The organism is Streptomyces sp. NPDC046900 (assembly GCF_040644975.1).
Classification (GTDB): Bacteria; Actinomycetota; Actinomycetes; order Streptomycetales; family Streptomycetaceae; genus Streptomyces.
Genome location: NZ_JBEYXD010000151.1, coordinates 1 through 12,048 on the forward strand (window position 1 = coordinate 1; position 12,048 = coordinate 12,048).

Below are 12,048 nucleotides of genomic sequence, written 5' to 3' on the forward strand. Positions count from 1 at the left end.
CTGCTGATCGGCGGCAAGCGCGCCCAGCGCGACGCGACCCCGCAGCACCCCTTCGGCTACGGGCGCGAGCGCTTCATCTACCGGCCGGGTGGTCGCGGCGGTGAACGTCGCCATGCACAGCAGCCGCCTGACGCAGGACGAGTGCGTCAGCGATGTGCTGCCGGAACTGCGCGCGGCAGCGACGCGGATCGAGGCGGATCTGCATGTGGCGGGACGGTTCAGGAAGGTGCCGAGTATCTGAGACCAGGCGTGGAGCCGACTGACGGATGGCCGGAGCGCCCAGAGGGTATGGATCCGGCTGGACACGGATACCAAACCGGATGTGCGGTTCTTTGCGAGGATTTCCGGCCATCGCGTCAGCCCGCCTCCGCCCGTCTCCCCGAAGCCGCCACCAGCCGCAGCACCGGCGGTGAGGCGATACGCGGCAGGAGCAGCGCCCAGAAGCGAGTGAGCGTGATGCGGGAGAGCCAGCGCACATCATGGCTGCCGAGGGCGGCGAAGCCCACCGTCGTGCCGACCACCGTGGCCGCCAGGTCCCGTGGCGGCACGTCGGAGAGCAGCCCCTCCCGCGCGGACCGGACGACGGTGTCCTCCACCCAGGAGTGCCAGTACTCGTAGAGGTCCTCGCCGCGGCCCGCCGCCTCCACGCTGTCACCGAGGTCGAATCCGGCACGCAGGACGACATCGCGGCACAGGCCCTGCATAAGCGCGTGGCTCGTGTCGACGAGGGCCTGGAGGGAACCGCCGAGCTGCGGCGGCGGCCGCTCGGCGGAGACGATCCGCCTGAAGCGCTCGGCCGCCGCCGCCCGCACTCCCGTGGCAAGAGCCGCCTTGCTGGGGAAGTGGAAGTGCAGGGCTCCGTTGCTGACCCCGGCCCTCGTGCTGATGGCCGACAGCGACACCGCCTCGAAGCCGTCCCGGCTGAACAACTCGGCGGCGGAACCGATCAGGGCGTTGCGCGTCCGTACCGCACGTTCCTGCTTGGCCATCGGTCGCTCCATTACTGCGGGGGCCCAGGAGCCTAACAAACCGTATGCGCGGTTTTCCAGAGGTCCGACATCAGAATTCATCCCAACCAAGGGACAACCGGGATCAGTTGGGGCGAAGCACAACCGGCATGGCCGCATAGCCGTTGACGATGAAGGACGGCACCGGCGCCACCGAGTCCATGGGGACGGCGGTCTCAAGGTCGGGGAAGCGGGCGAAGAGGGCCGCGAGCGCGGTGGTCGCCTCGAGCCTGGCCAGTGGTGCACCCAGGCACCGGTGCACGCCGTGCCCGAACCCCAGGTCGTCGCGCCGGCCGGGCCGCAGCACGTCGAAGACGCCGACGTCCTCCCCGTACGCCGCGGGATCGGAAGCCGCACCGGCGAAGGAGACCAGGATCGGGTCGCCCTGCTTGATGTGCACGCCGTCAAACTCGATGTCCTCGACGGCGAACCGCATCGGGGAGTACGCGGCGGGACTGTGCGTGCGCAGCATCTCGGCCACCACATCGGCCCACTCCGCGCGGCCCTCGAGGACGTGCGCCCGCTGCTCCGGGTGTGCGCACAGGGCACCGACCGCATTGGTGATGAGGGTGCAGGTGGTCTCCTGGCCTGCGGCGATCATCAGATAGATGGTGCCGAGGAGTTCCTGCTCGGTCAGCCTGCCGTCGTCGCTGTCGCGCGCCTCGATCAGCGCGGTCGTCAGATCGTCGCCGGGCCTGGCCCGCTTCTCGGCGGCAAGTTCGGCCAGCATGCCGAAGACCCGGACCTGCGCGGCCGCCATCTCGCCCCCGGGGACGGATGTGCCGAACACCAACTCCAGGTCCGTACACAGGGGTTCGCGCGCCTCCTCGGCGACACCGAACAGCTCGCAGATCACCCGCATGGGCAGCAGCTTGGCGAACCCGGCCCGCAGATCGACGGTCTCGCCGTCCGGCAGCGCGGCCAGGTCATCGAGCAGTGCACCGGTGATCTCCTCGATCCGGGGCCGCAACGCCTCCGTCCGCCGGGCGGTGAAGGCCGCGGCGACCAGTCGGCGCAGCCGCGCATGGCCCTCCCCGTAGGCGAAGAGCATGTTCTCGTTCGCCACCCACGGATACAGCGGCCAGTCCTCGCCGATGTGGCCCGCCACGAAGTCCGGCCAGTGCTGCCGGGCGTCCTTCGACACCCGTGGATCCATGAGGAGTTGCTTGACGTACTGCTGCCGTACGACGGCCCAGGCGCGCACCCCGCCCGGCAGTTCCACCTCCACGGCCGGTCCCCGGCTCCGCAACGTCGACGTCTCACCGGCCAGGTCACGCCCGGTCACATCGAGGGCGTAGGGGCATGCGGTCATGTCCATCCGTGCACTCCGTTCGGTTGGGGGCCCGTTCGGCATTCGACGCGGCATGCCGCCAGGGCGCACCGCGGTGGAACTGTTGCGCACGTTCAGAGAAGGAGCAGTGGTCTCCCTTGCCCGGGCCGATTCACCCGGCCGCTCTACGCCCACCCGGACCAGCACCGGGCAGGTCAGTCCGCCGTACCGGTCGCTTCCGGTTCGTGCTCGCGACCGTCCGACTCAGGTCGCCGCACCGCCGCTTCGTACACCTTCAGCCCCCGCTCCGGGGAGAAGTCCAGCCTGACCAGGACCCCCGGCACGGCGACGGACGGCATCAGATGGCGGTAGAGGTCGGCCACCCGCTCGGCCAGGTCCTCCCGCTCGGTCATGATCCGCGAGTACACCTGGACTCCGGTGAAGCCGGCAACGAACAGTTTGGCGAGCGCGGCCACATCGGCATGGGGAAGGATCTCCCCTCTCCGCTTGGCCTCTTCGAACACGGACTGCGTGTGCTCGGTCCACGCCTGCATCGGCACCCGCCGGTTGAGGTGGTCCTTGGGCGACCCCTGGTCCACGGTCAGACGCACACTGCCCTGGACGATCGGGTCACCGGTGCCCTTCTTGAGCAGGTACGCCAGCAACAGCGCCTGGTCCAGCGACTCCTGGAGCTTCAGGTCCTGCTGCGGGACGGGCGGGAGCGAGGTGACCTGCGCGGCCAGTACGGCTTGGGCGAGCTCTTCCTTCGAGGCGAAGTGGAAGTAGAGGGCGCCCTTGGTGACACCCGACCGCTGCAGCACGTCGGAGATCGTCGCCGCCTCGTATCCGACCTCGTCGAACACCTCGGCCGCGGCGATCAGGATCGCCTGCCGCGTCCGAATGGCCCGCTCTTGCCGTGCCACCCGCATCCTCCGTACCAGCGTTGATGCCACGGACAATAAAACCAGCCGAACGGTTTTTCAACCCTGAAGAACCGGTTCTGACAGACGCGGAGGGATCGGCCCAAAAGGACGGGGAAAAGGCCCTTTCCCCACTCGATACCCCACTCCAAGTCGCCGCGCCCGCACGGGAACAAGGGCGGAGAGGACCCGAGGGAACCCTTGAAAACAAAACCGGGTGGTACGTATCTTCGATCGCGCGCTTCGCACCTGATCCCACCCACACCGGGGGGAAGCTCGATGACTGTCACAGCGTCCGAGACGTTGGCGACGACGGCGGATCCCTGGGCAGCCCGGTGGACCACGACCAGGCGGGCCGGGACCTGACCGCGTTCACCTCCCTGCGCCACACAGGAACGTTCCTGTGCACGGAGCTGGAGCACGGCAACGACGTGGCCTCGATGGAGACCGTCGCGGTCCTCGACCGCGCGAGCGGCGGCTTCCACCTGCACACGCCGACACCCGGCGCGCAGAAGTTCATGCCCAACACCAGCCGGACCGGCGGCCCCAAGACGGCGGTCGTCGCGGCCAGACTCATCGTGGACGGCGAGGACCAAAGCGTCTTCCTCTTCCTCACCCCGCTCAGCGACCACACGGGACAGCTGCCAGGGGTGACGGTCCGCCGGTTACGCGAGCGCACGGGCACCCCGGTCGACCACGCCCTCACCTCCTTCGACCACAAGTGGCTGCCACGTGAGGCCCTCCTCCAGTCCGACCACGGCCGCCTCGACCGCGACGGCACGCTGACCGGCAACCTCGGCAACAAGCGCAAGCGGCTCCTGCGCTCCATCAACCGCGTCACCATGGGCAAGCTCTGCATGAGCGCCGGCACCCTGGGCATGGCCCGCGCCGCACTCACCATCGCGGTGCGCTACTCCCACAGCCGCCTCATCGCCGGCCCCAGAGCGGGCGAGCGCATCCCCGTCGCCGCGCATCGCAGCCACCACGGCCGTCTGCTGACCGCGCTGCGACGGCGTACGCGATGACGTTCCTGCACCGCACGGTGGTCGACCGGTTCGCCGCACACACCGAGGAGAACCGCCTGGATGTCGAACGGCTCGCGGCGATCGCCAAGGGCTGGATCACCTGGCAGGCGCGGGACATGACCTTCGAGTGCCGCGAACGCTGCGGCGCGCAGGGCCTGTTCCCCGCCAACGGCATCGCGGACCTGCCGGCCAACCTCGAGGGCGGCATCACAGCCGAGGGCGACAACCTGGTGATCTGGGTGAAGGCGGCGTCCGAGATGGTCTTCGGCCACGAGACGGCGCAGCCGGGCACGGTGCGGCCCGGGGACATGGGGGACCTCATGGACCTCCCCTTCCTCCAGCCCCGGCTCGCCCACGCCGAGGCCATCTGGCAGACCCGGGCCCGCGCGGCCCTGCGCCGGGGGCCCGTCCGGCGACCCGGTCGGCCGCTGGAACGTCACTTCGGAGGCCGCCCTGGAGATGGTCTCGGCACACGCCCGCCTGAAGGCGGCGGAAGCGTTCAGCGCCGCGGCGGACAGCACCGTGGACCCCATGACCCGCCGGCTCCTGCACTCCCTGTGCCGCCTGTTCCTGCTCCGCACCCTGCGCGACCACACCGGCGACCTCCTCGCCGAGGGCCACCTGACCCCGGACCAGGTCCGAGCCCTGCCCCAAACCCTGGACACCGTCGTGGCCGACCTGGCCCCGCACATGACGACCTTGGTGGACGCCTTCGACTTCCCGACGGAACGGCTGTCGGCGATACCGATCGCTAGTGGGGGGTCGATTGGGGGACGGCGGGCGCGGGGGCGGGGGGCTCCTAGGGGTTGCTCTTGGGAGGGTGCTCGGCCGTGCGGGCGTGCGCAACGTAGTCGACCGGTGACGAAGAGCGCTGATCCACCTTTCCGGCCGAGTCCGGATCGCGGAGGGGACCGCTGGGCGTGCCCCGTACGCACAACCCACACGCGAGGAGGCGCCTGCGCGGGTGGTCCGGGCGCTGGCCTGTGCCCGTTGTCGCCCGGTTGTCCCGTGACGGTTGGCGGGGCCGCGGCGGTCCAGGTCGTGGGTCCGGACGGGTTGCCGGGCAGACGGCAAACACGGCCCGGGCGGAACAAGGGCGACCACCGGGGAGACGATCCGCTAGGCTGTCACCGGTCGGCTGCCGCCGGGGTCACGCCTACGGGATCGAGATCAAACGGCCCAGTCGACCACTGGGTGAAAGCCCCGCCTTCGTAGCTCAGGGGATAGAGCACCGCTCTCCTAAAGCGGGTGTCGCAGGTTCGAATCCTGCCGGGGGCACGCTTGACCTGCGGTTTTGCCGCGGAGTAGTTCGGCGTTCTCATTTTCCCTGGGAAAATGGGAACGCCGTGGGAACGGAATTTGACTATCCGTCAGGACGGGCCGTAGGTGAGGCGGCATGACTAACCTCGGCGAGACCGCCGCCCACGATGATGGTGTGCGGGTCGAGCAGGGTGAGGGCGGTGAAGAGCCCGTCTGCCAGCGCGGCCACGGCGCTCAGGCACATGGTCTGCGCGCGCTCGTTCCCCGCCTCCACGGCTTTCGCACACGCGGCCGCATCCGCTCGCGGATCGCCCGACGCGGCGGCCCACGCCTGCCTGACGGATGAGGCGGCCGCGAGTCGTTCGAGGCATCCGCGCTGTCCGCAGTCGCAGGGAGGGCCGTCCGGGCGCACCACGATGTGGCCGATCTCGCCCGTGATGCCGGTACCCAACGGAACGAATAGGAACCGGTCGACTCACCCGCGCCGATTCTGCCCTCCTCGAGACCTCCGGTGCGCACGTCGCGGGCTCTTGAACATGCGACCTCATGCTCACCTAGGGGGCCGGTACTGCGGCTGGTGTGACAGCCCGTTTTCAAGCCCCGAAGCACTCTCGTGGGGCGGAGGCCCGCCGGCGTGGATGCCGACGGGCCTCGTTCCGGTGCGTGCCGCTGGTCACTTGAACCACGAGAGCAGCTCCTCGCCGACGGAGCGGCCGACGCCCTGGACGAACCGGTCGGCCAGGTTCAGAGCGATAATGCGTGCGATGCGCCGGATACGACGGTTCTTGCTGTTCAGTTCCACGTCTCCCCCTCGGAATGGCACCGCGGCGCGGTACCTCGTCCCGAAGAGTGCGCGGCAGTGAGTCTGCGGCAATCGGCTCCACCACTCCCCCTCCGCAGCCAGTCCCGACCCCCTGCCGCTGTTCAAGAACCGATCGGTTGTTGAACGCAGCGGGCCAGGGTGGCATTTCACCGCTCTGACCCGGTAGTTCATGTTCAGGAAGGGCGTTCATCCCACGTCGGCCTGGCCCCGGAGCTGTGCGGCTCGGGCGCGAGCGTCGGCGGCCTGTTCGACGGCTTCGGGTCGGTCGTCCTCGGCGGCGATGCGCTCCAGCCGAGGTGTGTGACGGGGTCGATGGAGTCGGCTTCGTAGGCCACCACGACGCCCTGTCCGTCGGCCTCCCCGGCACGCGCGGTCAGGGCCGCGCCCTCATGGGTGCGGATGACGATGTGGCCGTTGTCCAGGACGTGGTTGACCGGGCGGCCGGTCGGCAGCGCATGGCGGGTGAAGACGATCCGTCCGAAGGACACGCTGCCCAGCAGTCGCAGGGCCTCACGGCTGTCCAGTTCGATGCTGCGGCGCGGCCCCGCAGGGCGTGCCTGAGCGGTGTCGGTGGTCACGGGAGGCTTCCGTGCGGGTTCGTTGCTCACCGCTGTGGGTCTCCGGCCGGGGCGGCGAGTGGCTGCACGGTCTGTCGCCGTGGCCGCGGCCGGTGGGCCGGTACAGCATGTACGCCGTCCCCTCACGAGTTGGTGGTTGCCTGTCCGTGACACCCGGGTGGGAGCCACGGACACGCGTGATCAGCTCATTGGAACGGCAGTGGTACTCCTCACGCCAGGGCCGTTCGGCCCTGGTCCGCGTGCGTTCGGCCCTGCGCACGCCAGTAGTAGGCGGTGCGCATGATCTCCTGCATGTCGTCGAGCATCGGCATGCGCGGGTTCGCCGGCGCGCACTGGTTCATCGCGGCCACCGTGCTCGACGCGACGCCGCGCGCCGCGCGATTCGTGCGCCTTCGCGCGTCGCCCTCGGCCACATCCGTCGACACAGCTCGCACTCCCACCCCGTTGCCGGCTCCGCCGCCGGAGGATATCGCCGGCTCGTACGGCAATTCGTTCCCGTTCTCCGTTCCGATGAGTGGCATCAATGGTGCAGATCGCGCTCCTGGAGCCCGTTCTCGGTGCAGAACTTCGCGTAGGCCCGCCGCTTCGACTGCTGATCGTCGACGTGCACCACGCTTCCGTCGTCGCCGAGGTACTCGACGCGTGGCCCCGCCACGATGAAGAGGATCTCGGCCCCCGCCTCGGGGCAGGCGAGGACCTCGTCCTCGGCCCCGTCGGCCTCGTGCAGGTACGCGCCGGCCTCCAGCCACGGGTCGTCGGGCGAGTAGCGGCACCGCCCGCGCAGGACGACGCCCTGCACGTCGCCCGTGTGCCGGTGCCGGGGCACCCGGGATCCCGGATCGATACGCACCACGCTGGCCCACCCTTGTCCGTCGGCGGTGAACCGCAGCGGCTTGGCCGACACACCGTCGACGACCGGGATCCACGGCATGGTTCCGGGATGGTGGGAGTAGATGGCGGTCATTCGTGTCCTCTCGGGTGGTGGGATCCGCTCATTGGCGCGCGCGGCCGCGCGGTTCTGAACTGTCCTGTCTGCGTGCATCTTGGCCTCATCGAGGTCGGTAGAGGTCGACTGTCCGGCCTCCGTCGAGCAGAGGTGCGGGCGCCGGACAGTCGAGTCCCCCGGAACTGAGCAGGCGTGCCGATCGCGCGCCCGCTCAGTTCGTCACATGCGGGTGAAGATCTTCTCGGCGTCGAAGCGCGAGACCGGCTGGCGAGAGACGCGCGTCTCGTCCGGGTACCCGAGCGCCATGATCAGCGTCGTGGTGAAGTCGGTGTCGGTGAGGCCGAACGCTTCGTCGATCGCCGCGCGGTCGAACCCTTCGAACGGGGTGGCGTCGACTCCGAGAGAAGCGGCAGCCATCATGGTCGCGCCGACCACGAGGTACGTGTTCTTCTCCAGCCAGTGGAGCACGTCGCCGCCATAGTTCTCCGACTGGATCTCCACGAAGTTGGACGCTCCAGCCTCCCATCCCTTCTGGATCTCCGGGTCCGCGAAGCGACCGTCCGCGCGCTCCTTCGCGAAGATCTCCTGCAAGTGCTCGTCGGGAATCGTCTTGCGGGTCGTGAACACGATCGCGTGCGAGGCGTTGCGCACCTTCTCCTGGTTGTCCTCGAAGCGGCCGACGAGAGCGTCCGCAAGCTTGTCCTTGCCGGCCTGCGACTCCAGCACAAAGAAGTGGATCGGCTGGATGTTGATCGTCGTCGGCGAGGTGCGCAGGTAGCGCAGCAGGAGCTGGAAGGTCTCCTCGGGGATCTTCTTGTTCGGGTCGAAGTAGCGGGTGAGGTGCTTGGTGATCAGGTTGTTGAGATCCATGCCTGGTTTTCGTTTCGTGTTCGAAGAGATCGGGTCGGGAGGTGGTTTCTGGGCGTTGGAGTCACGTCAGTACGTGGTGAGCGTCGCTGTCATTGGGGCGACCTCCGTGCCGGTCGACGCGGTCGCGACGTCGCTGGTTACGCGCCCGCACCGGGGATGTCGACGACGGTGTCGTTGACGTTGTTGAGGTAGTTCGTGAGCAGCGTGACGACCACGACGGTGACGATCGCCTGGATCTCGGGGTCCGTGTACCCGGCCTCGCGGACCGCGGCGATGTCCTCGTCGCCCACCTGACCGCGGGTCTCGATCACCTGCTGGGAGAAGCGGGCGACGGCGGCACGCTTGGGATCGGTGGAACCGCCGGCGCGGGCCAGCTCGATCTCCTCGGTGGACATGCCTCCGAACTTCGCGGAGGTGTATCCGTGCACGGCCGAGCAGTAGTCGCAGTCGTTGGAGTGGGACGTGGCCAGCGCGATCGTGTGACGGGTCTTCGCGTCGAGGAGCTTCGCGATGCCGCCCTGCAGGCCCATCACGATCTCGAGGACGGTCGGGTTGGCGGCCAGCATGGTGAACATGCCCGGAGCGAAGCCGAACTGCTTGGCGATGGCGTCCAGTGTGCCCCGCGTCTTGGCGTCGATGTCGGTGGGCTCGGGCGTGCTGAGACGGGACATGGTGGTGGTCCTCCGGTCGGTATCAGTCTGGGCTGTTTGGCCCACTCACAGTGAACGCGACGCGGAATGGGCTGTCAAGCCCAATCCGTGTTCATGTTGGGCCGCTGAGCCCAATCTGCGGGATAGGGTGGTGACATGCAGATGAACGATGGATCGCGTGATCTTCGCGGGCGCACGGGCAAGGGGCCGGCGACGCGAGGTCGCATCCTCGAGCACGCCGCGGACTTGATCTACACGCGGGGGGTCCACGCGACGAACAACGAGCTGGTGCGAAGAGCAGCGGGGGTCAGCGGCTCGCAGCTGAGCCACTACTTCGCGAACAAGGAGAGCCTGGTGCGCGCCGTCATCGACTGGCAGGCCGAGAGCGTGCTCGGCTTCCACCGAAGCGAACGGTTCGCCGGCTTCGACACGATCGAGGCGTACCAGGAGTGGGCGGACTTCTTCGTCGTCTCCGGTCGCCCGTTCGAGAACGGCTGTAGCCTCGGATCCCTCGCGAGCGAGATCGTCAAGACCGATCTAGATGTCCGCGACGACCTCACCCGTGTCTTCACCGAATGGCGGGACATCTTCCGAGCGGGACTCGAGCGGATGCAATATGACGGACGACTCGACGCGTCGGCGGATCCGGCGCGACTCGCACACATGCTGATCGCCGCCTACCAGGGTGGCAGCCTGCTCGCGCAGATCGCCCGCGACGTAGCGCCATTGCGTGACGCGCTGTATGCCGCGGTCGAGCGTCTTCGCGCGTACACAACGTCAGACGACGTCGTGTGAACTGCGGCGCGCCATCGGATTCCTGGAACTGTCCGAGGGACGACTCGCCGATGCCCGGCGGATGCTCGAACCGCTTCACGACGACATGTGCATGGTCTACGGCCCCGACGACGAGGAAACCGTCGAAATCGCCGAGGCCCTGGCGCGAATCCACCTCACCCAGGACGGTGCACACCGGGAAACACCGGAGACCTGACCGAGTACCTGCCCGACCGCGACCTACCGCGAGATCGCCGGACGCCGGATGGCACGGCCATGAACTCACCTCCAGCACCTGACAGAGCCATCACGGCACGAGGGGATATCGATGTCCGACCGTGACGATCCCACCCCGGAGGGCCTGTGCCACCCCGTCCTCGCACGCATCGATCACGCAGCGGGATCCGCTGACCTGCAGTGATGGGTGCCCGACTGCTGGGCGCTGCCGTCTGGCTCTGAATGGGCCCCAGCACCCGTTTCGAAGGGCTTGCGTTCGACGACGATCATGGCTGCATCGTCGCCGAGCCGACCGCCGACGTAGGTGAGAAGATCGTCGCGGATGTGGTCGAGGAGCCTCGTGGAGTGACTGTCGGTTCGGGTAGTCAGCCGTTCGACGAGTGGGTAGAAGGCGCCGATGGCGTTCCGGGCCTCGATGACCCCGTCGGTGTAGAGCAGGAGAGTATCGCCGGCGCAGAAGCTGAAGGTGTCGGTGCAGTAGGTGGTGCTCAGCAGTGGGGCCAGCCCCAGCGGGGGCGCGGGTTGGCTGGCTTCCAGCGTCACGACGTGGTCCGCGCGGAGGAGGAGCGGTGGGGGGTGTCCACAGGTGACGCTGCGCACCACAGGCTCCCTATCGGGGATCTCCAGGATCGTTGCGGTGACGAACGACTCTCCGGCGCGCTCGGGTCCAGCTACTTCGCTCGCGTCGCTGCGAACGCTGCTGTCCAGGGAGGCCGCGAGGTCTGGCAGGGTGTCCTGCTGCCGGGCGGCACCGCGAAACGTGCCGACGAGCCGGGCGGCGGCGCCGACCGCGGGCAGGCCCTTGCCGCGCACGTCGCCGATGATCAGCCGTATTCCCGTGGGCGTCCGCACGGCGGCATACAAGTCTCCGCCGACGTGCGCTTCGTCCTCGGCGGCCAGGTACACCGAAGCAAGGCGCAGCGGGCCTGCCTCGCGGGGGAGGGGAGGCAGTACGGCGAGTTGCGCGGCCTCGGAGACTGTTCGTACCTGGACCATCTCTCGTCGTACCTTGACCATCTCTCGCTGTTGTCGCTTCGAGAGGTATCGAGCGATAGCGGTGAACACCGACGTCACGATCAGGGCGGCCATTTGTGGCGGGGATGCCGACTGGCGCACTGCGTAGATGGCCACCAGGGCAGCCACGGCCGCGGCGCAGACCATCGCGGTGAGTCGTGGGCTGGCATACCAGGCGGTGATCACAGGGACCACGATCAGCAAGTCGCCCAAATGAAGGGAACCGGGAAACGGAAGATCAATGAGTGTGATCGCAAAAATGAACAGGAAGGGCACCGCAGTGAGCGCGGGACGTGACAGTCGCACGCCCCATGGACGAGCGAGCCAACGAGTGGCCTCTCGCTGCACTCCCTGGAGCCTGTAAGACACTAGCTCCACGAACCTCTCCGTATTGGCGAGACCCGGGCGAATTGAGGTGCCCAAATATGGGCGAATAGGGACGATATTAACAGTGGGAGGCAGGGGTGCAGTGCCTTGAGCCCTTGTAGTAGCAACGCGGCAGTCCGCATGCAGCTGAGGATGAACTCCTAAAGCGGGTGTCGTGTCGCAGGTTCGAATCCTGCCGGGGGCACAGAACTAACGGGCTGCCCCGCGATTGATCACGGGGCGTGTTGGCCTGGGGAGTTGGCTGGTGGGTGATTCAGCAGGCGGCTGTGCGGACGGGCACCAGTTCG

At 68.2% G+C, this 12,048-nt stretch carries 14 protein-coding genes, 2 tRNA genes and 2 pseudogenes; 7 read left to right on the forward strand and 11 right to left on the reverse strand.

Features of this window, described 5'->3' with window-relative positions; all coding sequences use genetic code 11:
* Nucleotides 1-82: 82 nt before the first annotated feature.
* Nucleotides 83-241, forward strand: a pseudogene (locus tag ABZ904_RS48620) (IclR family transcriptional regulator C-terminal domain-containing protein); the annotation flags it as partial.
* A 115-nt stretch (nt 242-356) separates the two neighbouring features.
* On the opposite strand, the gene ABZ904_RS48625 reads toward ABZ904_RS48620, so the two are convergent.
* The 3 genes from ABZ904_RS48625 to ABZ904_RS48635 form a co-directional block, all read right to left on the reverse strand.
* Entirely contained in the window at nt 357-989 is a 633-nt protein-coding gene (locus ABZ904_RS48625) for a ScbR family autoregulator-binding transcription factor (RefSeq protein WP_359405500.1), read from the reverse strand.
* Between the two features lie 103 nt (nt 990-1,092).
* The gene (locus tag ABZ904_RS48630) at nt 1,093-2,325 is read right to left on the reverse strand and encodes a cytochrome P450 (protein WP_361005479.1); all 1,233 of its coding nucleotides are present in this window, start codon (nt 2,323-2,325) and stop codon (nt 1,093-1,095) included.
* A 167-nt stretch (nt 2,326-2,492) separates the two neighbouring features.
* Entirely contained in the window at nt 2,493-3,200 is a 708-nt protein-coding gene (locus tag ABZ904_RS48635) for a ScbR family autoregulator-binding transcription factor (protein WP_361830586.1), read from the reverse strand.
* A 332-nt stretch (nt 3,201-3,532) separates the two neighbouring features.
* Here ABZ904_RS48635 and ABZ904_RS48640 point away from each other — a divergent pair, with 332 nt between their 5' ends.
* From ABZ904_RS48640 to ABZ904_RS48650, 3 genes are all read left to right on the forward strand, one after another.
* On the forward strand, nt 3,533-4,222 hold the full coding sequence (locus tag ABZ904_RS48640) for a hypothetical protein (RefSeq protein WP_361830588.1): 690 nt from the start codon (nt 3,533-3,535) through the stop codon (nt 4,220-4,222).
* A gap of 459 nt (nt 4,223-4,681) precedes the next feature.
* Complete coding sequence (locus ABZ904_RS48645) at nt 4,682-5,437, forward strand: acyl-CoA dehydrogenase (protein WP_361830590.1); 756 nt, start codon at nt 4,682-4,684, stop codon at nt 5,435-5,437.
* Nucleotides 5,428-5,500: transfer RNA gene (locus tag ABZ904_RS48650), tRNA-Arg, on the forward strand. The genes ABZ904_RS48645 and ABZ904_RS48650 overlap by 10 nt, the downstream gene beginning before the upstream one ends.
* 127 nt (nt 5,501-5,627) lie before the next feature.
* Here ABZ904_RS48650 and ABZ904_RS48655 read toward each other — a convergent pair.
* The 7 genes and pseudogenes from ABZ904_RS48655 to ABZ904_RS48685 form a co-directional block, all read right to left on the reverse strand.
* Nucleotides 5,628-6,004: pseudogene (locus tag ABZ904_RS48655) on the reverse strand (ROK family protein); the annotation flags it as partial.
* Nucleotides 6,005-6,155: 151 nt separating this feature from the next.
* Nucleotides 6,156-6,284, reverse strand: a complete 129-nt coding sequence (locus tag ABZ904_RS48660) for a hypothetical protein (protein ID WP_359405509.1) — start codon at nt 6,282-6,284, stop codon at nt 6,156-6,158.
* Nucleotides 6,285-6,478: 194 nt separating this feature from the next.
* On the reverse strand, nt 6,479-6,883 hold the full coding sequence (locus tag ABZ904_RS48665; protein WP_361005472.1) for a pyridoxamine 5'-phosphate oxidase family protein: 405 nt from the start codon (nt 6,881-6,883) through the stop codon (nt 6,479-6,481).
* Nucleotides 6,884-7,092: 209 nt separating this feature from the next.
* Complete coding sequence (locus ABZ904_RS48670; RefSeq protein WP_359405514.1) at nt 7,093-7,308, reverse strand: hypothetical protein; 216 nt, start codon at nt 7,306-7,308, stop codon at nt 7,093-7,095.
* A gap of 95 nt (nt 7,309-7,403) precedes the next feature.
* The gene (locus ABZ904_RS48675) at nt 7,404-7,847 is read right to left on the reverse strand and encodes a cupin domain-containing protein (protein WP_359405517.1); all 444 of its coding nucleotides are present in this window, start codon (nt 7,845-7,847) and stop codon (nt 7,404-7,406) included.
* 201 nt (nt 7,848-8,048) lie between these two features.
* On the reverse strand, nt 8,049-8,699 hold the full coding sequence (locus tag ABZ904_RS48680; RefSeq protein ID WP_361005469.1) for a nitroreductase family protein: 651 nt from the start codon (nt 8,697-8,699) through the stop codon (nt 8,049-8,051).
* A gap of 137 nt (nt 8,700-8,836) precedes the next feature.
* A complete protein-coding gene (locus ABZ904_RS48685) occupies nt 8,837-9,370 on the reverse strand; it encodes a carboxymuconolactone decarboxylase family protein (protein WP_361005466.1) in 534 nt (177 codons plus the stop codon).
* A 135-nt stretch (nt 9,371-9,505) separates the two neighbouring features.
* Here ABZ904_RS48685 and ABZ904_RS48690 point away from each other — a divergent pair, with 135 nt between their 5' ends.
* Together ABZ904_RS48690 and ABZ904_RS48695 are read left to right on the forward strand one after the other, a co-directional pair.
* Entirely contained in the window at nt 9,506-10,144 is a 639-nt protein-coding gene (locus ABZ904_RS48690; protein WP_361830594.1) for a TetR family transcriptional regulator C-terminal domain-containing protein, read from the forward strand.
* Between the two features lie 61 nt (nt 10,145-10,205).
* Complete coding sequence (locus ABZ904_RS48695) at nt 10,206-10,340, forward strand: hypothetical protein (protein WP_361006123.1); 135 nt, start codon at nt 10,206-10,208, stop codon at nt 10,338-10,340.
* A 173-nt stretch (nt 10,341-10,513) separates the two neighbouring features.
* On the opposite strand, the gene ABZ904_RS48700 is transcribed toward ABZ904_RS48695, so the two are convergent.
* Nucleotides 10,514-11,650, reverse strand: coding sequence for a PP2C family protein-serine/threonine phosphatase (locus ABZ904_RS48700; protein WP_361830596.1), 1,137 nt, complete (start codon nt 11,648-11,650; stop codon nt 10,514-10,516).
* Between the two features lie 202 nt (nt 11,651-11,852).
* On the opposite strand from ABZ904_RS48700, the gene ABZ904_RS48705 reads away from it, so the two are divergent.
* Nucleotides 11,853-11,945, forward strand: a tRNA-OTHER gene (locus ABZ904_RS48705).
* Nucleotides 11,946-12,048: the final 103 nt, after the last annotated feature.

Coding starts and splice junctions, on each gene's coding strand:
- ABZ904_RS48680 (WP_361005469.1), bottom strand. CDS start 8,699: ATGGATCTCAACAACCTGATCACCAAGCACCTCACCCGCTACTTCGAC.
- ABZ904_RS48685 (WP_361005466.1), bottom strand. CDS start 9,370: ATGTCCCGTCTCAGCACGCCCGAGCCCACCGACATCGACGCCAAGACG.
- ABZ904_RS48630 (WP_361005479.1), bottom strand. CDS start 2,325: ATGGACATGACCGCATGCCCCTACGCCCTCGATGTGACCGGGCGTGAC.
- ABZ904_RS48625 (WP_359405500.1), bottom strand. CDS start 989: ATGGCCAAGCAGGAACGTGCGGTACGGACGCGCAACGCCCTGATCGGT.
- ABZ904_RS48695 (WP_361006123.1), top strand. CDS start 10,206: ATGCTCGAACCGCTTCACGACGACATGTGCATGGTCTACGGCCCCGAC.
- ABZ904_RS48645 (WP_361830590.1), top strand. CDS start 4,682: ATGGTCTCGGCACACGCCCGCCTGAAGGCGGCGGAAGCGTTCAGCGCC.
- ABZ904_RS48690 (WP_361830594.1), top strand. CDS start 9,506: ATGCAGATGAACGATGGATCGCGTGATCTTCGCGGGCGCACGGGCAAG.
- ABZ904_RS48675 (WP_359405517.1), bottom strand. CDS start 7,847: ATGACCGCCATCTACTCCCACCATCCCGGAACCATGCCGTGGATCCCG.